A 21,215-nucleotide genomic window follows, 5' to 3' on the forward strand; every position below is an offset into this window, starting at 1 on the left:
CTGCTCCTCGGCTACTTGACCGTCAGGGTCAGGGTCGCCGTACCCGAACCGGCCGCGTTCGTGGCTGCGATCGTCACGGCGTACGTCCCGCTCGCGGTCGGCAGCCCGGCCAGGACGCCGGTCGCGGTGTCGAAGCTCAGTCCTGGTGGCAGGCCGGTGGCGCCGAAGATGTACGGATTGTTGCTCGCGGCAATGGTGTACCGGAACGGGACGCCGAACGAGGCAAGGGCGGTTGCCGGGCTGCTGATCGACGGGACGTCCGGGCTGACGCTTGCCGGGCCGACGAAGGTCAGGTTCCGGACGTGCTCGTTGACGTACATCGGGAGGTAGTCGGCGGTCTTGTACCAGCGCGCGTGTCCGGTGTCCGTGATCAGTACACCGTTGACGGTGAGGTTCTCGAAGGTGACGTTCTGGATCAGGCGGTCCTCGTCGTAGCCGACCATGACCGACGACGCCGCGCGGGCGCCGTGGTAGCTCAGGTTCTTCACGTAGACCGTGTCGATCCCGCGGCCGACGGAGGTGTTGTACGACTTGTTGAACATCACCCGCATGTTGATCAGCTGGCCCCAGCGGATGTCCTCGACCCGGACGTCCTCGATGCGCACGTTCTTGATCAGGTTGCCGTCACCGGGATTCAGCGCGATGCACCCCTGGTAGTCCAGCTGCGGCTCGCGGTGGTCCAGTACGTCGATGTTCGTGATGGTCAGCTGATCGATCGTCTCGTTGTTGTCGGAGTTGCCGTGCGTACCGACGTTGATCGGGTGCGCGACGTCGGCCCAGAGCGTCGAGTTCTGGATCACGATGTTCGTGCTGTCCCCGTAGTAGTTCCAGCGGTGGTTGTAGACCGCGACGCAATCGTCGGAGGTACGGATGAAGGCGCCGTCGACGACCACGTTCTTCGAGCAGAACAGGTCGATCCCGTCGCCCCAGGTGACCGCCCTGAACACGGAGAAGTTGCGGATCGCGACGTCCTGGGACTGCCCGACGGTGATGTTCAACCCCATCGACTTGACCCCGTCGATCACGATGTCCTGGGAGTTCTCGACGTAGATGGTGCTGCCGGAGTACAGCGACCACATCATGCCGGGTCCGAGCAGCTTCGCCCCGGACACACCTTGGAAGAGCACCGGCGCCTTGAGGACAGCGCCGCCGGCCAGGTACACCGTCTTGCCGCTGGGTACGACGACCTTGCCGTCGGCGGGGGTGTGCACGCCGGGACCGAAGTAGAGGACGTCCGGGTCGTCGGGGCTCGGCGGGTTGGGGTCGATGGCCTCCGCCAACAGTTGGAGGTTGTTGAACCGGTCGCCGTTGACCTCGATCGAGACCTTGCGCGGCCGGTCGAGGACGAACCGGATCTCGCCGGTCCGCCGGTGCACCGCCGGAGTGATGCCGTACGACAGCGGGCGGACGTACGCGGTCCTGATCTCGTCGCTGGTGTACGTGATCGAGACCTCGACCGTGCCGGTGAAGCCGAAGTACGCGACCGACGAGTCCGGCAAGGTCGCGCGACCGGACTTGGCGTCGATGATCATGAACCGGGTGTAGTAGACATCGACCTCCTGCCAGGTGCCGCCCGGGTTGCGGACCTTGACGGCGAACGTGTCGTTGGTCGGGATGCCGTCGGGGATCGGGTAGGTCGCGACAGTGTTCGGGCCGGCGTCAGTGGCCGCCGCGGCCACCCCGGGCGCGAGCAGCCCGCTGCCGACCGCGGCTGCGGCCCCTGCGGTGTACAGCAGCGAACGGCGGGACATCGATGCGGTGGCGAGTTCGGACGTATTCACCAGGGCGGTCCTTTCCGCTATTTGACCGGTCAAAAAACCGTGCATCGGAGCAAACCAATCCCACCCACAACAGTCAACGCCGAACCCCACCACCGAAACTTTCGCGTCGCCTCTCCTCGCCAGCTTAGTGGACACTGTCCACATTGGGTCAGTATGGTGGACAATGTCCACATAGTCCCGGCTGTCATCGGAGGACGCCGTGTATGACCCACCTGCCTATCTGTGGGCGTTCACGATTGCCGGACCGGTCGCGATTGCGGCTGCGACCTGCGTCGCGCTGTACGGCGGTGCCGGGCGAGCCGGCCTCGATCGGACCCGCGCGGTGCTGCTCACCGCGGCGGCCGCAGTGGTGTTCGGCGGCTGGTTCGTCGTCACAGGAGTGATCGCAGGCCGCGGCTGGTACGACACGCAGTCCGACCAAGTGCCGTGGCTGGCGGTCGCGGTGTTCGGATACCTCGGCACGCTGCTGGCCCTCAGTCGCATCCCAGTCATGAGGAAGGTGCTGAGCACGCCAGGAATGGCTGCCCGGCTTGTGTGGCCGCACTCGTTCCGCGTCGTCGGGGTGTTCTTCCTGCTGTACATGGCACTCGGCCACCTGCCGGCCCTGTTCGCCCTCCCGGCCGGGCTGGGCGACATCTCGGTGGGCATCGCCGCGCCGTTGGTTGCCCGCAAACTCAGGCAGGGCACCGCCGGGCGCGCAGGCATCTGGTTCAACATCGGCGGCCTCGTCGATCTGACCACCGGCCTGACCATCGGCACCCTGGTCGGATTCGGGCTGCCCGACGTCACGCCGTCGATTGCGCCGATCAACGAACTCCCGCTCGCGATCGTCACGACAGCCAACGTGCCGCTGATGCTTGCCCTCAACATCATCTGCCTGTCCATGCTGACCCGGGCGTCACGACCAGCCGTGTCGGCGTCCTGGGTCAGCTGATGCTGTCGCCGACGAAGTCGAAGTTGAGCTTCTCGATCCGCCGGAGCAGGGCGGCCGGGGCGTCGCGGAGTGGGCCTTGTCCGGTCAGGACGGCGGTGCCGTGCACGAGTGCCCAGATCGGGTACTCCATGCCGTCGCGTCGTTGGGGACTCAAGGTACCCGCCTCGACCAGCTCGTCGAGCGCGGCGCGGAGTAGTCCCAGCGGGCTGCGGTCCGGCTCGTCGCGGGCAGCGTAGGAGTGTTGTTGTGGCAAGGCGAACGCGGTGGCGAACAGGCCGGGTTCGTCCTGGGCGAACTGCAGGTACGCGGTCCCGATCGCCCCAAGGCGCCGCTGGGCAGCCGCGGCGTTGCCGTGTTTGCCGCGGACCCGCGCGATGCCCGCGGCCATCCGGTCGGCGAGTTCGTTCATGGCGGCGGCGCAGACCGCGGCCAGCAGCTCGTCGCGGTCGGCGAAGTGCCGGTACGCGGCGTTGGGTACGACGCCGACGATCCGGGTCGCTTCGCGCAGAACGACGGCGTCGGGGCCACCGGTTCGTGCCAGTTCGAGTCCGGCCGCGACGAGTCCCGCGCGGACGTCACCTCGTCGGCGTCGTCGCGTTGGTTGCTCGGTCGCCGGTTCGTCCATCCCGTCAGCATAGCGTTGTGGACATTGTCCACCGAGTGGGGAGAGTGAATTCATGTCCAGGTGGACGACACAAGACATCCCGGACCTGTCCGAACGCATCGCGGTGGTAACCGGTGCGAACGCGGGCCTCGGCCTCGAAACAGCACGCGTACTGTGCGCATACGAGCTGCACCATCGCCTGCAGGCGGCCCGGCTGTGGCGGCTCTCCGAACAGCTCACGGACGTCAGCTACACCATCGGATGACGGAGGTCCTCCAGTACGACGTCGGCCGCGGAGAACACTGCGTAGAGCGTGTGTACTCCGGTCACCGGGATGAGCTCACCCGTGAGGTCGACAAGATCGGCCGTCGGCGGGATCAGCATGGTGCCGAGGAGTTGACCGTGCAGTGGATCGTCGAGGCGGAGTTGGATGGTGGCCGGAAGCGCGCCGCGGTTCGCTGCTCGGGCGCGATAGCTCGTGGAGTCGAGCAGCAGGTCGTCGAATGCCAACCAGGCTTGGGGTTCCAGCGAGACCACCGCGTCGCCGCGCTCGGGAGTCGCGGCGGTCAGCGTGACGGCGCAGTAATCGTCGAAGGTCGTGGCGGCCAGGTCGAGGCTCCGCGGCGGGATGCGTTCACCGCGGACGTCGAGGGTAGCGGTGAGACGGAGGTCGGTGCTGGAGCAGCCGACCATGACGCTGTGACAGGCCGACTCGACGCAGTGCCGGTTGCGGGTCACGTCCCAGAAGCCGAGGTCGGCCGCGGCGACGGTGAGTTCGACCGTGGCGGTCTCGCCCGGCTGCAACGAGACCCGCCGGAATCCGCGGAGCTGCCGAAGGGGTTGCTTGACGCGGGACCGCTGCTGGCGGGTGTACAGCTGAGCTACTTCGGTGCCGGGGCGGTCGCCGGTGTTGGTGACGCTGAACGTGACGCGGACCTCGCCGTCGGCTGCGATCGACGGTGTGCTCAGGCGCAGTTCGCCGTACGCGAACGTGGTGTAGCTGAGGCCGTGGCCGAACGGGTAGAGCGGAGTGCCCCGGTAGTACAGGTATGTCGCGTCGTTCGTGACGATGTCGTAGTCGAGCAGGCCGGGCAGATCGGCCGCGGAGTCGTACCAGGTCTGGGTCAACCGGCCCGCAGGGTCGTGGTCGCCGAACAGTACGTCGGCCAGCGCGCGACCGTACTCCTGCCCGCCGTGTGCGGACCAGAGGATCGCCGGGAGGTGCCGCTGCGCCCAGCCGATCGCGAACGGGTAGCTGCTGGTCAGCACCAGCACGGTCCGCGGGTTGGCGGCGTGGACCTGCCGGATCAGCCGATCCTGGGCGGCCGGCAGGTCGAGGCTTTCCCGGTCCTCGGTCTCCCGGCCGTTCACCAGCGGGTGGTTGCCTGCGACAACGATCGTGACGTCGGCCGCGGCCGCGAGTTCGGCGGCCCGGGCGGCGCCGTCGACCAGTACGTCGATCTCGAAGGCCGAACCCTCGTCCGCGAGCCCGACCGTGCCGTGCTCGTCGACGGCCAGGTAGCGGCCGCTGTGCTGGTGCTGGATCAGGACCTCGTCGGCCTGCCGCACGAGCCGGAACGTCTCCTTGACCTCCCAGCCGTTCGGCCCGGGCTGATCCGCCGCCACCTCGCCGTCGTCGGCGACGCTCACGTGCTGCCCGTTCCGTACGGAGCGCAGCGCCCACGCACCGCCGCCCCAGTCGAACAGGTCGAACTCGCCGCGCTCGGTGCCGGTTCGCAGGACCGCGTCCGATCCGACGGCGACGTACGACGACGTACCGGCGACCCGCAGCGCGACGCGGTCGACGCCTTCGTGGTAATCGACCTGATGTTCGCCGAGGCGTTCGATGATGCCGTCGAGTGCGGTGATCTGATAGGGCAGCGTGCCGGCGTACCAGTCGGCGGACAGCGTTCCGGCCAGTGGGCCGACGACGGCGACGCGTGTGAGCGTCGACGCGGCGAGCGGCAGCAGCCGGCCGTCGTGTTTGAGCAGCACGATCGACTCGCGCGCCGCGTCCTGGGCGAGCCGGCGGTGTTCGGGGCAGTTGACCAGCTCGGGCTCGAGTTCGCGGTACGGGTCGAGCTCGGGCGGGTCGAACTCACCCAGCCGCAGGCGGATCGCGAGCACCCGCCGGGCCGCGGCGTCGACGTCCGCGGCGGTGATCAGCCCACGGTCCAGTGCGGTCGTCAGCCGTTCGATGGTCGGGCCTGAGTTCGTGTCGTCCTGCGTGAAGCTGTCGACGCCGGCCTTGAGCGCGGCGGCGTAGGCGGTCGGCCCGTCGGGCAGGTACTGCTGCAGGCCGAACAGGTTGGCCGGCGCGTAGGCGTCACTGACCACCAGGATGTCGTCGGTCGTCCAGGTCCGGAGTACGTCGTTGATCAGCGGGCTCAGATGGGTGGGCCGGCCGTTCACCAGGTTGTACGACGGCATCACGGCGACGGCGACGCCGGCCTCGATCGGTGCGCGGTACGCCGGGAGCTCGTAGTCGTGCAGCACCCGCGGCGGAAGGTTGCTCGACGTCGTGCACCGGTCGGTCTCGTTGTTGTAGGCAAGGAAATGCTTGAGCGTCGGTGCGGTCTTCAGGTACGCCGGGTCGTCGCCGGCCAGGCCGCGCGCGTACGCGGTCGCGATCACGCCGGTCAGCCACGGGTCCTCGGCGTACCCCTCCTCGTTGCGGCCCCAGCGCGGGTCGCGGAGCGGGTTGACCACCGGGGCCCAGACGTTCAGCCCGACCGAGTGCGGGTCCTTGTCGTGGAAGACCCGTACCTCGTCGCCGACGGCCGAGCCGACCGCCCGGACGAGGTCGGGGTTCCAGCCCGTCGCCAGGCCGATCGCCTGCGGGAACACGGTCGCCGGACCGTGCCAGGCAACCCCGTGCAGGGCCTCGGTGCCGGTGCGGAACCCGTCCAGACCGAGCCGCGGCACGGGTGCCTGGTACTGGTGCAGCAGCGCGAGCTTCTCGTCCTGGGTGAGCCGGGCGAGCAGGTCGTCGAGCCGCTCACGGGCCGGACGCGCCGGGTCGCGGAACGGGGGAGCTGGAGTACTCATGGCGATCGACTCCGTCGGGTATGTCGAAGCGCTTCGACAGGCGGGCGTGGGACCGAGGGTGACATCCTGCGCGCTCACGGTCAAGAGCCCGGACGCGCGCTTTTCAGGCTGCCTTCGGCTTCAGGCGGGCAGGCGGCCCCGGGTCAGTGGGGTCAGAGCGTGCGCGGTCGCGCCCAGGGGAGTGGCGGTGTGCGGGAACGAGGACGCGACGATGGTGCAGCCGCCGGCGTCGGGGGCGATGGTGGCTTCCCGCAGCGCCTTGTCGATCGCGGGCGCCAGGTGCTCGGCCAGCAGTGCGTAGCCGCCGCCGAGTACCACCACCTCCGGGTTCAGCACGTTGACCAGCGCGGCGATGCCGTGGCCGAGATGGGTACCGGCCTCGGTGAGAACGTCGACGACGTCGGCCTCGCGGTCGTCGGCGCGCCGCAGCAGCGCCTCGAGTTGGCGCTGTGAGTCGCCCTCGTCGGCCGTCGTGTCGACGCGGGCGAGGATGGCGGGTAGCCCGGCCAGTGCTTCAAGGCAGCCACGGCGTCCGCAAGGGCACGGTGGACCGTTCGGGACCAGGCGGAGGTGGCCGATCTCGCCGACGTATCCGAGGTGCCCCTGCAACGGATGGCCGTCGGCGATGATCCCGGCGCCGACGCCGGTGTCGCCGGTCAGCTGGATCAGGTTCGGCGTACCGGCGTACTCGCCGTAGAGGTGCTCGGCCAGCACCCCCAGCGAGGCGTCGTTGTCGACCGTCACCGGGATGTCCGGTCGCCCGAGCGCCGCCTCCAGTTCGGCCCGCAGCGGCACGTCGCGCCAGCCCAACCCGGCCGCCAGCACGACGGCACCCTCGCGGTTCACCAGCCCGGGTACGCCGACGGTCATCCCGAGCACCCGCCGCCCGGACGACTGCACCGAGGCGATCGCCCGCCGGGCCAGTGCGGCCAGCGCGGCGATCGTCTTCGCCGGGCCGGCGTCCACACCTGGCCCGGCGCGGTGCCAGCGCAGTACCTGCTCGCCGGCCGCGTCGCACGCGAGCGCGGTCAGGCCGCGCGCACTGACCTCGAGCCCGACCGTGGCGTACGCCGAGCCGTCGAGCACGAGCAGCGTCGCCGGCCGGCCGACGTGGTTCTGGGTCTGCTGGGTCTCGCGGACCAGCCGGCGGTCGAGCAGTTCACCGACGATGCTGGTGACGGTCGCCTTGTTCAGGCCGGTACCGGAGGCGATCGCCGCCCGCGAGCAGGGCGCCTCGCGGCGCAGGTGGGCGAGCACCGCGGCGAGGTTGGTGGCACGGATGTCGGTGTGATCCGCGGTCTGTGTGATCAAGGTCGGTCCCGTCGAAGAAAAGTTCTGGCTCAGGCCCTGTCTGGTAATCCATCGCCTACTGCGGGGCACTCGGCACGGCACCTCGCCGCACGGGTGCAAAGGCCACGATGCTCCGCATCGAGTCCTTCGCCCCCGCACGCCGATGCACCGCACCGAGCACCTCCTCGCTACGGCGCTGGATCACCAGACAGGACCTAGTTCTACACCTTGTCGCATGGTCTGCTCTGCGTTAATTTGTTTGGCTACCAGCCCAACTAAGTCTAGGGGATGCGACGTGACCGGACCAGTGATCGGCGGCACCAGCCGCCGGACCTTCATCTCCCTGCTCGGCGCCGGTGCGGCGGCGGCCGCGGGCGGGGTCACGCTGACCAGCTGCTCCAAGGGCGGCTCCGGCTCCAGTACGACGGGGCGCGCGGAGACCGAGGACAAGCTGTCGGGCCTGCTGCCGAAGTACGTCCCGTACGAATCGGTCAAGCCGGACCTGCCGGGCGAGAACGGCGCGGCGCCCGGATTCACGCACTACCCGAGTGAGCTCAAGCGGGCGGTGCCGGACAAGATGGTGCCCAGCGGCAAGCCGGTCACCGCGATGACCCCGCTGTGGAGCCCGATCCCGCCGCTGACAGGCAACTCGTACTTCGACGCGAACAACGAGCGGATCGGCGCTCCGGTCAAGTTCAACATCCTGAACGGCAACGACTACGGCGACAAGCTCGGGCCGATCCTTGCCGCCGGCAACGTCCCGGAGCTGCTCTGCATCCCGGGCTGGAACATCTCCAGCCTGACCCGGTTCAGCCAGGCGGCGGACAAGCTGTTCGAGGACCTGACCCCGTACCTGGCCGGCGACAAGGCGGCGGCGTACCCGATGCTCGCCAACCTGCCGACCCGGGCCTGGGCGTACGGTGTCTGGAACTCGCAGCTGAAGGCGGTGCCGTTCCCGACCGACGGCTTCCCGTGGATGCTGATGTACCGCAAGGACATCCTCGACCAGCTCGGCGCCGAACCGCCGAAGAACTCCGACGACATGCTGGCGCTCGGCAAGCACCTGACCGACTCGAAGGCCGGCCGCTGGGCCTTCGGCAGCGTCGCCGACGAGATGCACCGGGCGTTCGGTGCGCCGGGAGGCTGGCGCAAGGACTCAAGCGGCAAGCTGGTGAACAAGATCGAGACGCCCGAGTTCGAGGCTGCCGTTGCGTTCATCCGGCAGCTCTTCCAGTCCGGGTACGTACATCCGGAGGTCGTGGCCGGCACCGGCGCGGACGAGAACGCCCTGTTCGAAGGCGGGAAGTTCCTGATCCGGCAGAACGGCACGGGCGGCTGGCGCGAATCGTTGCAGCGCCAGCAGCCGATCAACCCGAAGTACAACCCGCAACCGGTGCTGCCGTTCGCGCACGACGGCGGTACGCCGATCGTCTGGCCCGGTGATCCGGCCGGGATCTTCACGTTCGTGAAGAAGGGCGTCGGCCAGGACCGGGTGAAGGAGCTGCTCGGGGTACTGAACTACACCGCCGCACCGTTCGGCACTGAGGAGTACCAGCTCTACAACTACGGGCTCGAGGGCAAGCACTACACCAAGCAGGCCTCCGGAGCGCCGAAGCTGACCGCGCTCGGCCAGAAGGAAGTCTCGCAGACCTACATCTTCCTTGGCGGGCGTCCGGTCGCCGTCACCGAGAGCGAGTACCCGGGGTACGTCGAGTCGATGTGCGCCTGGCAGAACGCGGCGGCGAAGTTGCGGGAGAAGAACCTGTTCGAGGGGATCCGGGTCGAGCAGCCGGCCAAGATGGCGGCGCTGAACCAGCCGTTCGACGACGCGCTGCAGGACATCTACCGCGGGCGCAAGCCGGTCAGCTACCTGAAGACGGCCGTCAAGCAGTGGCAGGACAACGGCGGCAACGAAGGCCGGGACTTCTACGCGAAGGTACTCAGTGACAACGGCCGTTGAGCCTTCGGTGAAGGCGGAGGAGAAGCGGCAGCGCAAGGTGGCCGTGCGCGGCGGAATGAAGTTCCGGCACCGGCTGCGCCGGGACTGGCCGCTGCTGCTGATGGTCGCGCCGGTCATCGTGCTGCTCGGCCTGTTCCACTACTTCCCGACCTTGGGGAACGTGATCGCGTTCCAGGACTACTCGCCCTACGCCGGGATCCGGGGCAGCGACTTCGTTGGGTTCGCCAACTTCCAGCGGATGTTCTCCGAGCCCGAGTTCTGGCGGGCCGTGGCGAACACGCTGTCGATCACAGCGGTGCAGCTGGTGTTCTTCTTCCCGGTCCCGATCGGGTTGGCGCTGCTGCTCAACAGTGTGTTGTCCGCCAAGATCCGCAACGTTGTCCAAGGCATCGTCTACCTGCCGCACTTCTTCTCCTGGGTCCTCGTCGTCTCGCTGTTCCAGCAGATGCTCGGCGGCGCGGGCCTGCTCTCGCAGACGTTGCGCGAACACGGCCACCAGGCGGTCGACCTGATGACGAAGCCGGACACCTTCATCGTGCTGGTGACCGCGCAGGCGGTCTGGAAGGACGCCGGCTGGGGCATGATCGTGTTCCTCGCCGCGCTGTCGACGATCAGCCCCGAGCTGTACGAGTCCGCGGCGGCCGACGGCGCGAACCGCTGGCGCCGGCTCTGGCACATCACGCTGCCCGGCTTGCGCCCGGTGATCGTGCTGCTGCTGATCCTGCGCCTCGGTGACGCGCTGACCGTCGGGTTCGAGCAGTTCATCCTGCAACGCAGCGCGGTCGGTGGGAGCGCCGCGGAAGTTCTCGACACCTACGTCTACTTCCAGGGCCTGCTCGTCGGCGACTTCGGCTACGGTGCGGCCGCCGGTTTGTTCAAAGGCCTGGTCGGACTCGTCCTCGTACTGGTGGCCAACAGATTCGCCCACGTGGTGGGCGAGCAGGGGGTGTACTCGCGATCATGACGACACGAGCTGTCTGGGAAGAAGAACCCACGATCCTCGACCGGCTGAGCAAGCCGGTGGTGCTGACGCTGATCGCGCTCGCGGTCGCGTTTCCGCTGTACGTCGTCGTGGTGACGAGTCTGTCCTCGACCGAAGCGGTGACGCGCGCGGGTGGCCTCGTCGTCATCCCGCGGGAGCTGACGATAGCCGCGTACGTGCAACTGCTCTCCGGGGGAGTGGTGACGAGAGCGCTGGTCATCAGCGTGGCGATCACGCTCGTCGGTACGGCGTTCAGCCTCGGGACGACCGTGCTCGCGGCGTACGGACTGTCGCGGCCCGGATCGTTGTTCCACCGGCCGTTGCTGTTCGTCGTACTGCTGACGTTCCTGTTCGGGCCGGGCATCATCCCGAGCTATCTGCTGGTGAACTCGCTCGGACTCATCGACCACTACGCGTCGCTGATCCTGCCGGCCGCGATCTCGGCCTTCAACCTGATCGTGATGCGGTCGTTCTTCATGGGCATCCCGGGTGAGCTGATCGACAGCGCCCGGATCGACGGCGCCGGCGAGCTGGCCATCCTGCGCCGGATCGTGCTGCCGCTCTCGAAGGCGGTGGTCGCGGTCGTCGGCCTGTTCTACGCGGTCGGCTACTGGAACGCGTTCTTCAACGCGCTGCTCTACATCAACGACAACTCCAAGTGGCCGTTGCAGATGGTGCTGCGGACGTACATCGTCCAGCAGCAGGCGCTGCCGACCGGAGCCGGCGGCGTCGCGACCGGCGCCGGACTAGGTCTCCAGCCGGCGCCCGGACTGGCGATCAAGATGGCGATCGTGGTGATCGCGATCCTGCCCGTTCTGCTGGTCTACCCGTTCATCCAGCGGCACTTCACCAAGGGCGTCATCATCGGCGCCGTCAAGGGGTGAATATGATCGTCGGACGCAGACAGTTCATTGCCCTGGGCACCGGTACGGCCGTCGTCGCCGCCGGCGCCGGAAACGCGGCGGCCACGTCGTCGGCCGGTCGCTACCGCTGGCGCAACGTGGAGATCGTCGGCGGCGGATTCGTCACCGGGATCGTCCATCACCCGGCGAAGCGTGGCCTGGTCTACGTACGGACCGACATCGGCGGCGCCGCCCGGTACGACGGGTGGACCCGGCGCTGGGTTCAGCTACTGCACTGGATCGGCTGGGACGAGTGGAACTGGACCGGCGTCGAGAGCCTCGCACTCGACCCGAAGGATCCACGCCGCCTGTACCTTGCCGTCGGCACCTATACGAACGAGTGGTCGCCGATCAACGGCGCCATCCTCCGGTCGTGCGACGAGGGCCGGACGTTCGAGCGGACCGACCTGCCGTTCAAGCTGGGTGGCAACGAGCCGGGCCGTTCGATGGGCGAGCGCCTAGTGGTCGATCCCCGCGACGGGCGCGTGCTCTACCTCGGTACGCGCAACCAAGGCCTCTGGCGCAGCGCCGACCGCGGTGTCACCTGGGCGCGGGTGGACAGCTTCCCGGCCACCGGCACCCCTGGGATCGGCATCGGCTTCGTCTTCGTCGATCCACACAACGGTACGGTCTACGCCGGCGTGTCCGACCCGGCGAACCCGCTCTACCGCAGCACGGACGCGGGGGCGACCTGGTCGCCGTTGGCAGGCCAACCGACCGGGCTGCTGCCGCACCACGGCGAACTGGGGGCCGACGGCAACATCTACGTCACGTACGGAGATCTGCCCGGACCGTACGAGATGCACGACGGCGCCGTCCACAAGCTCGACCCGGTGAGCGGCGAGTGGACCGACATCACCCCGCTGCGGCCGAACACCGGCGGCGAGGCAGGATTCGGGTACGCCGGTCTCGCGACCGATCCGCGCAGGCCCGGCACCGTGATGGTGTCGACGATGAGCCGCTGGGGGCCGGTCGACGACATCTTCCGCTCGACCGACGGCGGCGCGACGTGGCAGTCGATCGGCGCGCGGATCGTGCTCGACACATCGGGAGCGCCGTACCTGAACTTCCACGGCACACCCAAGCTGGGCTGGATGATCGGCGACATCTCCATCGACCCGTTCGACTCGGACAAGGTCCTCTACGTCACCGGCGCGACGATCTTCGGTACCGACGACGTGACCGAGGCGGAGGCAGGGCGCAGTACGCACTGGTCTGTCCGTGCGCAGGGCCTCGAGGAGACCGCCGTGCTGGATCTGATCAGTCCGCCGTGGGGACCGCCGCTGATCAGCGCGCTCGGCGACATCGGCGTCTACCGGCACGACCAGTTGGACGTCGTACCGCCGGACGGGCAGGCCGCGAACCCGGTCAGCGGTACCTCTCCGAGCCTCGACTACGCGGCGCTGGCGCCAGGTTTCGTCGTCCGGCTGGCGAGCGCGAACCCGGGCGAACGTGGCGCGTACTCGACCGACGCCGGGACGAGTTGGCACCCGTTCACCGGCGAGCCGCCGGGCCTCACCCAGAGCGGCAAGGTCGCGGTCAGTGCCGACGCACGGACGATCGTGTGGTCGCCGGGCGATGTCGTCCCGTACTACTCCCGCGACCGCGGCGCGACCTGGACCGAGGTGGCCGGCCTGCCGGTCAACGCCGTCGTCGCGGGGGATCGGGTCGATCCGGCGAGGTTCTACGCCTTCGATCCCGGAACCGGTCAGGCCTACGCCAGTTCGAACGGTGGCGCGACGTTCACCGCGACGGCCGGCGGCCTACCGACCGGAGCGGGGAAGCTCGAGACCGTACTGGACCGCGCCGGGCACTGCTGGCTGGCGGCGGGGCCCGGTGGTTTGTTCCGCTCCGTCGACCGCGGGCTGACGTACGTGCCGGTGACCTCGATCCAGGTGGCGTACACGATCGGCTTCGGCAAGGCCGCGCCGCGGCGCCGGGAGATGGCCGCGTACACGTCGGGCAAGGTCGGCGGCGTGCGCGGCATCTACCGGTCGGACGACAGCGGTGCGTCGTGGACCCGGGTGAACGACGACCGCCATCAGTACGCCTCGACCGGTGACGCGATCTCCGGTGACCCGCGCGTGTACGGCCGGGTCTACCTGTCGACCAACGGCTTCGGCATCCCGTACGGGGAGCCGGCCTGAGGAGTCCTGCTTCATCTCAACGCCCAAGGATGAGAGGAAACGGCAATGACGAAGTGGTGGAGAGCAGTAACAGCAGTGGTGGCAGTGCTCGTGACATGGCTCGCGGCGGGCCTGGTGGCCGCCGTACCGGCGAACGCGGCGGCCTGGTCGTCGTCGGACAAATGGGCCACCTGGTCCAACGGCGGCTACACCATCCGGAACGACGTCTGGGGCAGTGGTGCCGGGCCGCAGACGATCTGGGCCAACTCGTACAGCAACTGGGGAGTCTGGGCCGACCACCCGAACACCGGCGGCGTGAAGGCGTACCCGCACTCGGCCCGCAACATCGGCCGGCGGATCAGCGCGCTCGGCAGTCTGACCAGCTACTTCGACGTCAGCAGGCCGGGCAGCGGGTCGTACTCGACGACGTACGACATCTGGGCCGACAACAACGCGTACGAAATCATGCTGTGGGCCAACAAGCAGGGCGCGGTCGGCCCGATCGGCTCCAAGCAGACCACTGCGACCGTCGGTGGCCACACCTGGGACGTCTACCGAGGCAGCAACGGCTCGAACGCGGTCTTCTCGTTCGTCCGGACGTCCAACACCAACTCGGGATCCGTCGACATCAAGGCGATCCTGAACTGGATCCGCGGCGCCGGCTGGATGGGTGACGCCACCGTCGGCGAGGTCCAGTTCGGCTTCGAGATCACGTCGTCGTCCGGCGGCCTGAACTTCGCCAGCAACTCGTACTCGGTCAGCTCGTCCTGACGTGGTGTAGGCGACACGGGAGATAGAACGATCGGTCTTGACAATTGCGGGCGGCGTCCCGCAAGCTCGGTGTACCGACCGTTCTATCTCTCCCGTGAGCGGTCGGATCATCCACCGAGAGAAGGATCCGATGTCCAGTTCGTTCGGGGCCGTCGATACCGGCCGCACGAGCACCGCGATCGCTACCGCCGGCAGCACCAAGGCGCTGCGCACCCTGTACTACGTCCGCTTCGGGTTCGCCGTCGCCTGGGCGCTCCTGGTGCTGGCGATCGCGAAGACGATCAGCCCGGGAGTCACCGCGCTGCTGGTGATCTACCCGTTGTTCGACGTCGCCGCGGCCGTGATCGACTTCCGGTCCGCCGGTACCACTCGTCCGAAGGCGCCGCTCTACGTCAACATGGTCCTGAGCCTGCTTGCGGCCGTCGGTCTGGCTGTCGCCTCCGGTATTCCGGGCGCGTTGCGGGTGTGGGGTGCGTGGGCCATCACCGCGGGCGTCGTCCAGTTGATCGTGGCGCTGCTGCGCCGCCGGCTCGGTGGTCAGTGGCCGATGATCCTCAGCGGCGGCATCTCGGTGCTTGCCGGGGGCAACTTCATCGCAACGGCAGGCCGGCCGCACGCCGCGCTCACCACCGTCGCCGGCTACGCGATCCTGGGCGGCATCTTCTTCCTGGCCTCGGCCATCCGCCTGCACCGCCTCGCGGCGAAGGTGAAGTGAGATGCCGAACCTCACCTTCGACGTACTGGTCATCGGTGCCGGACCGGTCGGCGAGAACGTCGCCGATCGGGTGGTGCAGGGTGGTCTGTCCGCAGCGATCGTGGAACGCGAACTCGTCGGCGGCGAATGCTCGTACTGGGCCTGTATGCCGACCAAAGCCCTGCTCCGCGACGCGGCCGCACTGCGCGCCGCTCGCGCACTGCCTGCGGCCGGCCACGCCGTTACGGGGGAGCTGGACCCGGCCGCTGTGCTGGCCCGGCGCGACCGGTTCACCTCCAACTGGAACGACGCCGGCCAGGTTTCCTGGTTGAACGAGGCCGGGATCACGCTCGTCCGCGGCCACGGCCGGATCACCGGCACCCGGACCGTCACCGTCACCCACGCCGACGGTACGACGGCAACGCTGCACGCACGCCAGGCAGTCGTGATCGCCACCGGCAGCAGCGCTCACCTGCCACCCGTCCGCGGGTTGGCCGACGTCGCGCCGTGGACGAGCCGGGAAGCGGCCGCCGTTCGGACGATCCCTGGTCGGTTGGCCATCATCGGAGGCGGGGTCGTCGGCTCCGAGATGGCCACCGCGTTCAGCGCCCTCGGAGCGCAGGTGACGCTCGTTTCCCAGACCCGGTTGCTGCCTGGTGTGGAGCCGTTCGCCGGTGAGCAGGTGGCTGCTGCGCTCCGTACCGCGGGAGTGTCGCTGCATTTGGGCGTTGATGTCACGGACGTACGGCGGGACGATTCCGTGCAGCTGACGCTCTCCGACGGCTCGAGCGTCGAAGCGGACGAGGTTCTGGTTGCCACCGGACGTACGCCCAACACCAAGGACCTCGGTCTGGATCACCTCGGTCTGACCCCTGGCGACTGGCTCCAGGTCGACGGAGCGCTTGCCGTTCTCGACGACACCGGCAAGCCGGCGGGTGATGGTTGGCTCTATGCCGCGGGCGATGTGAACAAGCGTGCCCTCCTGACGCATCACGGCAAGTACCAGGCGCGAGCCCTGGGCGACGGGATTGTCGCACGAGCACGTGGCGAGGAGCCCGACCTCGGTCCGTGGGGACGCCACGCCGTCACGGCCGACGAGCGGGCCGTCACGCAGGTGATCTTCACCGATCCCGAAGTGGCCGCCGTCGGTCTGTCGGCCGAAGCCGCGGCGGCCGCGGGCCGGAAGGTCCGGATCATCGACCACGACCTCGGCGCGGTCGCCGGCGCCGCGTTGCACGCGGACAACTACGCCGGCCACGCGCGAATGGTCGTCGACGACGACCGCAACATCTTGATCGGCTTCACCGCGGTCGGCCCCGACGTCGCCGAACTCTTGCACGCGGCAACGATCGCGATCACGGCCGAGATCCCCCTCGACCGCCTCTGGCACGCAGTCCCCGCCTACCCGACAATCAGCGAAATCTGGCTCCGCCTACTCGAGACGGGCCGGCGGGTCAGAGGTCGAGAATCAGTGGACGGTGGTCGGAGACCTCTGGGTGGGTGGCGATCGTGAAGTCCTTGACGGCGCTCGGGTCCGAGACCAGGAGATAGCTGGCATGGCGAGACGGCTTCGGGTAGGCGGAGGTCCGGGTGTCGGACATTCCGACGAGGTCGGTCAGGCCGAGTTTCGCCAGCCTGGTAAAGGTTTCACTGCTGGGCAGGACGTTCAGATCGCCGCAGACGACGGTGACATCCGTCCCGGCGGCGGCCCGTTCGATCAGGCCGGCGAGCTGTTCGGCCTGCGCCGCGCGGGCTGGGGTGTCGTGCTTGCCGGCCGGATCGCGGAGACCGTGCAACTGGACGACCACCACGGACCGGCCGGAGGACCGGTCGACGACACGGGTTGCCATGGCGCATCGCGGACGGTCCTCGATCGTCCAGTGGTCGTGGTCGACAAACTCCCCGTGGACGAATGAAGTCATCAGACCCGTGACCGGTACCTGCTCGGCAACAAAGGTCGCAATGCCGAACTCCTGCTGGCGCCTGCGGCCCGATCCGTCGGTCACCGGCCCGGCGTCGCTCGCGACCATGACGGCCTGATCCGTCGGCCGCAACGCCCGTACGTCCTGAAACAGATTCGCGCGCTGCGGAAGCCGCCGCTCCCCGTCGTCGAACCGGGTCCATCCCGACACCCCCGGCGTACGCGTCACTTCCTGCAAACAGACAACGGAAGCATCAAGCCCCCCGAGCCAGGGTCCGAGCCGATCGAACATCGCCCCACCCCAAGCATTCAAAGACACAATCCGCATGCCGCGCACCCTAACCCAGGCCCGTCGTTGCCGATCTCCTAGCTGCCGAAGGTGACTCGGTTGCCGTGCCAGTCGGTCCTGCGGAGGAACTGTTCCCAGCTCAACGCGGCGGGATCGATGCTTCTGCTCCACTGCAGGTCTCGGTCTGCTCGGAAGTATCCGAACTCCACCACGTATTCGGCCATGCCGACGATCTCGTCGACCAGCAGAGGGTTCTCTCCAAGTTCGGGAAAAGAGGTCAGCAGGCCTTCGCGGGAGTAGGCATCGCGGTACTCGGCCTTGAGCCCGGTGACCCGGGAGAACGCATCGACCATCTCTCCCGGCGAGATGACCTCACCGATGACCGGCAGGGAGGCGCCGAGGTAGGCGTCGGCGTTGGAGAACACCTCCAGCACGGCCGGTCCGGTCGCGGTGAGCGGATCCACGAACGGAGCGCCGAAGTCTTCGGGGAAGTAGAAGGGCATCAGCACCCTGTCGCCGTCGATGCGAGGGGTGTAGTACTCCAGCGCGTTCGTGTAGAAGAACGAGAGGATGACGAAGGTGTGCGCGACCGGCAGGGTTCGAATGTACTCGGCAACGAGCGCCTTGTCGGTGAAGTGCGGCGCGTACTTGGTCCCCGACGATCTCTCGTCGACGTTCTCGAGCGCGCTGAAGACGAGGTGTCCCACGCCGGCCTCCACCGCGGCGTCGGCGAGTTGGCGCCCGAGGGAGAACTCGACCGTGGACGGCGGCGCAACGGGCGGTGTCATGAGAAAGGCCCCGTCAGCCGATCCGAACGCCTGCACGAGCTCCCGCTGATGGCCGGGTTCCAGCGGAACCGTGACTATCTGTGCACCCATTCTGGCGAGGTTTCTGGCTTGGGCAGAGCCGGCGTCCCGTGTCAGGGCTCGCACCCGGAACCGCTCACTCTCGAGCAAGGAGGTGACGACGCTCCTGCCCTGCTTGCTGGTAGCACCCGCGACGACGATCAATGGCTTCCTGGTATCGGACATAGCTCGATCATATCGCAATATCCCGATATGACGATCCATGCGCTGAGGATGGTCAGTACATCACATCGAGATATGATGATGCATGGCTGCGAGGAGGCTGCGGTGGTGATGGCACGCGCGATGGACGACGGTGACCGCTTGGATGCGGTCGAGGCCTTGAAGGCTCTGGCGAACCCTGCGCGTTTGCAGATCATGAACTGGCTGCGGGACCCGCATGGCGAGTTCGCGCAGTGGGAGCCGATCGCCGATCGGGACGAGGTCGGGGTCTGCGTCAGCCACCTGCAGGCCAAGTCAGGGCTGGCGCAGTCGACGGTCTCCTCGTACATGGCGACCTTGGAGCGGGCCGGCCTCGTACGGTCCACACGCATCGGCAAGTGGATCCACTACAAGCGCGACGAGGACACGATGTCCCAGCTCGCGGAGGTGCTGCGCGGAGCGCAGTGACCAGCTAGGCCTCGGTGGATCGGTTGGCCGGTTCGTTGCCGAGGAGCCGGAGAAGTTGCTCGTGGCAAAGGTCTCGGTACTCGGGCGACAGTGGGTCGACGTCGAACAGGCCGCGGACGATCTGGGGCAGTGCGAGCGGCGCGAAGGCGATGAGGTGCTCGAGTAGGACCACGAATTCTGGGCTCACGGTGTCGGTGAGCTTGCCGGCCTGTTGCAAGGACCGGATCCGCGCGACGCCCTGCTGCATTCGCTGCTGATGGGCCGCGATGCTGCTGTTGCCGGGTTGGCCGGGGTCGTCTCCCAACGCCTGCCAAACGACCAGCCGCGCCCAGTCGGGCTGGTCCAGGGTGGTGTCGAGATAGTGGCGCAGCGACTCGGCGAAGGTCGCGTCGGACTGCGCCAGGTCGTCCTGCTGGCTGGACGCGCGCCGGCGCAGTTCGTCGATCACCCCCTGCTTTCCGCCGAAGTAGTAGGCGATCAGCTGCTGGTTGACCCCGGCCCGACTTGCGATGCCGGCCGTACGGGCGCCCGCGTACCCCTTGGCGCCGAACTCGGCCAGAGCCGCCGTGAGGATCTTCTCGCGGGTGAGGTCCGCAGCCCGGCCGCGGTCGTTGGCGTGCGGCGCACGTCGAGGTGATCGGCGCTGCTGCCGCGGTTCGTCGGATGCCACCTCGCGAGCCTATCGCGTCAATCATTCACTTGACAATTGTCATCTGTCTGATTGAATTGCTGTCACCTGAAGGGAGGGCCCAGAGTGGCCAAGGTTGTGGTGTTCGCGGAGTACGGCGAGCCTGAGGTGCTGCAGGTAATCGAGACCGACGACCCCGTGCCGGGCGCAGGCGAGGTCCGGATCCGGGTCGCGGCCGCCGGGGTCCAGCCGTTCGACGCCGCCTACCGAAGGGGGACGTTCGCCCAGTACCGTCCCGCGCCGATTCCCGCGCGGTTGGGCAACGAGGTCGCCGGCATCGTCGACTCGGTCGGGCCTGGCGTGGCTCACGTACGCGTCGGCGAGGAGGTCATCGCCTTCGTGGACAGCATCGGGTATGCCGACACCGTGATCGCCCCAGCTTCACAGCTCGCGGCCAAGCCGGCTGAGATGCCGTGGGTCGAAGCGGGTGTCCTGTCTGCGAGCGGGCAGACTGCCGACACGGCTCTTGACGAGCTGGCCATCGGTGAAGGCGACTGCCTACTCGTACATGCTGCCGCGGGCGGTGTCGGTTCGTTCGCGGTGCAGCTTGCGACGGCCCGCGGTGCGACGGTGATCGGTACGGCCAGTGAACGCAATCACGAGTACCTGACGGGGCTCGGGGCGACGCCGGTCAGCTACGGGCCAGGGCTCGCCGATCGGGTACGGAAGTTGGCCCCTGGCGGGATCACGGCGGCCCTCGACTGTGTGGGCGGCGAGGCAAACGACGTGTCGCTGGAACTGCTGGGCGTACCTGACCGGGCCGTCACGATCGCCGACTGGACAGCCGAACAGCGGCTCGGCGTACGGCGGATCGGTACCGAACGATCTGCCGACCGACTGAACAAGCTGCTGTCGCAGTACGCGGCGGGCCGGTTGGTAGTGCCGATCTGGAAACAGTTCTCGCTTGCCGACGCGCACCTCGCGCATCGCGAGATCGAGACTGGTCATGTGCGAGGAAAGATCGCTCTGGTGCCGGCGTGAACACGTCACCAACCCTGTCTGCCGGTGAGATCGACTATCTCGCCACCCAGCGGCTCGGCCGGCTCGCCACGGTCGATCCGGCAGGCGACCCGCAGGTGAACCCGGTGTCGGTCTACTACAACCCGCTGACCGAGACCCTCGACATCGGTGGGCACAACATGGCCAACAGTCGCAAGTACCGCAACGTCCGGGCGAACGCGCGCGCTGCCGTCGTGGTCGACGACATCCCGTCGAGCGACCCGCTGGTGATTCGCTGTCTGGAGATCCGCGGCTGGGCGGAGGCCGTCGACGCACCGGCAGACAGCGCCGCCCGCGTATCCGGCCCCATCATCCGAATCCACCCGAAGCGCGTCATCAGCTGGGGAATAGCCGATGGGGCGATGGCCGGCTGACACCGGCCATCCCCACGGCGCGACCTACACCGTACTGTCGTCGACTACCTCGGCGAACGCGATGTCCACGCCACCGGTGGCGTGCTCGAGGGTGGCGCCGACGAGGTCGCCCGCCTCAGCGGCCGCCGCGCCGGCAGCGGTGTAGTCAGTGAAGTACAGATCCAGCAGCCGGTAGGCAGGCGTCGGGCTGCCGTCTTCCTTCGGCCAAACCTTGGACTCCTGAAGCCGGATGAGGCCGGGCAACTTGCGCGCCAGCGCCAGCTGATCGGGGTACGCCGCCTCGAAGGCGTCCGGGTCGACGGGGTTGGAGTAGATGAAGCTGATCTTGGTCGGCCTGTCTGGCATCGGTCAGAATGTCCTTCTCGTCAGTTGGATCT

At 68.1% G+C, this 21,215-nt stretch carries 20 protein-coding genes; 12 read left to right on the plus strand and 8 right to left on the minus strand.

All coding sequences use genetic code 11. The features are described from left to right. Positions 1-11: 11 nt before the first annotated feature. Entirely contained in the window at positions 12-1,781 is a 1,770-nt protein-coding gene (locus ACFYRU_RS30550) for a putative Ig domain-containing protein (RefSeq protein ID WP_387664773.1), read from the minus strand. Between the two features lie 199 nt (positions 1,782-1,980). Between ACFYRU_RS30550 and ACFYRU_RS30555 the strand changes: the two genes are divergently transcribed. Next, positions 1,981-2,715, plus strand: coding sequence for a hypothetical protein (locus tag ACFYRU_RS30555; protein ID WP_387664776.1), 735 nt, complete (start codon positions 1,981-1,983; stop codon positions 2,713-2,715). Here the strand turns inward: ACFYRU_RS30555 and ACFYRU_RS30560 are convergent. After that, complete coding sequence (locus ACFYRU_RS30560; protein WP_387664779.1) at positions 2,708-3,340, minus strand: TetR/AcrR family transcriptional regulator; 633 nt, start codon at positions 3,338-3,340, stop codon at positions 2,708-2,710. The two genes, ACFYRU_RS30555 and ACFYRU_RS30560, sit on opposite strands and share 8 nt — an antisense overlap. 52 nt (positions 3,341-3,392) lie before the next feature. Here ACFYRU_RS30560 and ACFYRU_RS30565 point away from each other — a divergent pair, with 52 nt between their 5' ends. After that, complete coding sequence (locus ACFYRU_RS30565) at positions 3,393-3,584, plus strand: hypothetical protein (protein ID WP_387664782.1); 192 nt, start codon at positions 3,393-3,395, stop codon at positions 3,582-3,584. Here the strand turns inward: ACFYRU_RS30565 and ACFYRU_RS30570 are convergent. Both ACFYRU_RS30570 and ACFYRU_RS30575 read right to left on the minus strand, forming a co-directional pair. Then, positions 3,569-6,367 carry a glycoside hydrolase family 3 C-terminal domain-containing protein gene (locus tag ACFYRU_RS30570; protein WP_387664785.1) on the minus strand — a complete coding sequence of 933 codons (2,799 nt, stop codon included), beginning with the start codon at positions 6,365-6,367 and terminating at the stop codon, positions 3,569-3,571. The two genes, ACFYRU_RS30565 and ACFYRU_RS30570, sit on opposite strands and share 16 nt — an antisense overlap. Before the next feature lie 120 nt (positions 6,368-6,487). Continuing rightward, the gene (locus ACFYRU_RS30575; RefSeq protein ID WP_387664787.1) at positions 6,488-7,678 is read right to left on the minus strand and encodes an ROK family protein; all 1,191 of its coding nucleotides are present in this window, start codon (positions 7,676-7,678) and stop codon (positions 6,488-6,490) included. Positions 7,679-7,952: 274 nt separating this feature from the next. Here ACFYRU_RS30575 and ACFYRU_RS30580 point away from each other — a divergent pair, with 274 nt between their 5' ends. The 7 genes from ACFYRU_RS30580 to ACFYRU_RS30610 all read left to right on the plus strand — a co-directional run bounded on the left by ACFYRU_RS30580 (position 7,953) and on the right by ACFYRU_RS30610 (position 16,605). Then, positions 7,953-9,617, plus strand: coding sequence for an ABC transporter substrate-binding protein (locus ACFYRU_RS30580; protein ID WP_387664790.1), 1,665 nt, complete (start codon positions 7,953-7,955; stop codon positions 9,615-9,617). Next, positions 9,601-10,581 (plus strand): ABC transporter permease, encoded by a 981-nt coding sequence (locus ACFYRU_RS30585; protein ID WP_387664793.1) that lies wholly within the window; start codon positions 9,601-9,603, stop codon positions 10,579-10,581. The genes ACFYRU_RS30580 and ACFYRU_RS30585 overlap by 17 nt, the downstream gene beginning before the upstream one ends. Then, complete coding sequence (locus ACFYRU_RS30590) at positions 10,578-11,483, plus strand: carbohydrate ABC transporter permease (RefSeq protein ID WP_387664796.1); 906 nt, start codon at positions 10,578-10,580, stop codon at positions 11,481-11,483. The genes ACFYRU_RS30585 and ACFYRU_RS30590 overlap by 4 nt, the downstream gene beginning before the upstream one ends. 2 nt (positions 11,484-11,485) lie before the next feature. Beyond that, the gene (locus ACFYRU_RS30595; RefSeq protein WP_387664799.1) at positions 11,486-13,648 is read left to right on the plus strand and encodes a carbohydrate-binding protein; all 2,163 of its coding nucleotides are present in this window, start codon (positions 11,486-11,488) and stop codon (positions 13,646-13,648) included. A 45-nt stretch (positions 13,649-13,693) separates the two neighbouring features. After that, positions 13,694-14,398 carry a hypothetical protein gene (locus tag ACFYRU_RS30600; protein WP_387664802.1) on the plus strand — a complete coding sequence of 235 codons (705 nt, stop codon included), beginning with the start codon at positions 13,694-13,696 and terminating at the stop codon, positions 14,396-14,398. A 130-nt stretch (positions 14,399-14,528) separates the two neighbouring features. After that, positions 14,529-15,113 carry a hypothetical protein gene (locus tag ACFYRU_RS30605; protein ID WP_387664805.1) on the plus strand — a complete coding sequence of 195 codons (585 nt, stop codon included), beginning with the start codon at positions 14,529-14,531 and terminating at the stop codon, positions 15,111-15,113. A gap of 1 nt (position 15,114) precedes the next feature. Next, positions 15,115-16,605 carry a dihydrolipoyl dehydrogenase family protein gene (locus ACFYRU_RS30610; RefSeq protein WP_387664808.1) on the plus strand — a complete coding sequence of 497 codons (1,491 nt, stop codon included), beginning with the start codon at positions 15,115-15,117 and terminating at the stop codon, positions 16,603-16,605. On the opposite strand, the gene ACFYRU_RS30615 is transcribed toward ACFYRU_RS30610, so the two are convergent. Together ACFYRU_RS30615 and ACFYRU_RS30620 are read right to left on the minus strand one after the other, a co-directional pair. Beyond that, on the minus strand, positions 16,547-17,341 hold the full coding sequence (locus tag ACFYRU_RS30615; protein ID WP_387664811.1) for an endonuclease/exonuclease/phosphatase family protein: 795 nt from the start codon (positions 17,339-17,341) through the stop codon (positions 16,547-16,549). The two genes, ACFYRU_RS30610 and ACFYRU_RS30615, sit on opposite strands and share 59 nt — an antisense overlap. A gap of 38 nt (positions 17,342-17,379) precedes the next feature. After that, entirely contained in the window at positions 17,380-18,312 is a 933-nt protein-coding gene (locus ACFYRU_RS30620) for an NmrA/HSCARG family protein (protein ID WP_387664813.1), read from the minus strand. A 129-nt stretch (positions 18,313-18,441) separates the two neighbouring features. Here ACFYRU_RS30620 and ACFYRU_RS30625 point away from each other — a divergent pair, with 129 nt between their 5' ends. Continuing rightward, a complete protein-coding gene (locus ACFYRU_RS30625) occupies positions 18,442-18,777 on the plus strand; it encodes an ArsR/SmtB family transcription factor (protein ID WP_387666055.1) in 336 nt (111 codons plus the stop codon). A gap of 4 nt (positions 18,778-18,781) precedes the next feature. On the opposite strand, the gene ACFYRU_RS30630 is transcribed toward ACFYRU_RS30625, so the two are convergent. Beyond that, positions 18,782-19,447, minus strand: coding sequence for a TetR/AcrR family transcriptional regulator (locus ACFYRU_RS30630; RefSeq protein WP_387664815.1), 666 nt, complete (start codon positions 19,445-19,447; stop codon positions 18,782-18,784). Positions 19,448-19,531: 84 nt separating this feature from the next. On the opposite strand from ACFYRU_RS30630, the gene ACFYRU_RS30635 reads away from it, so the two are divergent. After that, positions 19,532-20,446 (plus strand): NADP-dependent oxidoreductase, encoded by a 915-nt coding sequence (locus ACFYRU_RS30635; RefSeq protein ID WP_387664817.1) that lies wholly within the window; start codon positions 19,532-19,534, stop codon positions 20,444-20,446. Continuing rightward, the gene (locus ACFYRU_RS30640; protein WP_387664820.1) at positions 20,443-20,838 is read left to right on the plus strand and encodes a PPOX class F420-dependent oxidoreductase; all 396 of its coding nucleotides are present in this window, start codon (positions 20,443-20,445) and stop codon (positions 20,836-20,838) included. Before ACFYRU_RS30635 ends, ACFYRU_RS30640 begins: the two co-directional genes overlap by 4 nt. 24 nt (positions 20,839-20,862) lie before the next feature. Here ACFYRU_RS30640 and ACFYRU_RS30645 read toward each other — a convergent pair whose 3' ends face one another. Then, a complete protein-coding gene (locus tag ACFYRU_RS30645; RefSeq protein WP_387664823.1) occupies positions 20,863-21,183 on the minus strand; it encodes an EthD family reductase in 321 nt (106 codons plus the stop codon). Positions 21,184-21,215 lie beyond the last annotated feature (32 nt).

The sequence above is a fragment of the Kribbella sp. NPDC004536 genome (assembly GCF_042873835.1).
GTDB lineage: Bacteria > Actinomycetota > Actinomycetes > Propionibacteriales > Kribbellaceae > Kribbella.

Bases quoted from the DNA above. Each gene is read 5' to 3' on its own strand.
- ACFYRU_RS30570 (WP_387664785.1), bottom strand. From the start codon at position 6,367: ATGAGTACTCCAGCTCCCCCGTTCCGCGACCCGGCGCGTCCGGCCCGT.
- ACFYRU_RS30560 (WP_387664779.1), bottom strand. From the start codon at position 3,340: ATGGACGAACCGGCGACCGAGCAACCAACGCGACGACGCCGACGAGGT.
- ACFYRU_RS30600 (WP_387664802.1), top strand. From the start codon at position 13,694: ATGACGAAGTGGTGGAGAGCAGTAACAGCAGTGGTGGCAGTGCTCGTG.
- ACFYRU_RS30565 (WP_387664782.1), top strand. From the start codon at position 3,393: ATGTCCAGGTGGACGACACAAGACATCCCGGACCTGTCCGAACGCATC.
- ACFYRU_RS30625 (WP_387666055.1), top strand. From the start codon at position 18,442: ATGGCACGCGCGATGGACGACGGTGACCGCTTGGATGCGGTCGAGGCC.
- ACFYRU_RS30595 (WP_387664799.1), top strand. From the start codon at position 11,486: ATGATCGTCGGACGCAGACAGTTCATTGCCCTGGGCACCGGTACGGCC.
- ACFYRU_RS30615 (WP_387664811.1), bottom strand. From the start codon at position 17,341: ATGCGGATTGTGTCTTTGAATGCTTGGGGTGGGGCGATGTTCGATCGG.
- ACFYRU_RS30610 (WP_387664808.1), top strand. From the start codon at position 15,115: ATGCCGAACCTCACCTTCGACGTACTGGTCATCGGTGCCGGACCGGTC.
- ACFYRU_RS30605 (WP_387664805.1), top strand. From the start codon at position 14,529: ATGTCCAGTTCGTTCGGGGCCGTCGATACCGGCCGCACGAGCACCGCG.
- ACFYRU_RS30645 (WP_387664823.1), bottom strand. From the start codon at position 21,183: ATGCCAGACAGGCCGACCAAGATCAGCTTCATCTACTCCAACCCCGTC.
- ACFYRU_RS30590 (WP_387664796.1), top strand. From the start codon at position 10,578: ATGACGACACGAGCTGTCTGGGAAGAAGAACCCACGATCCTCGACCGG.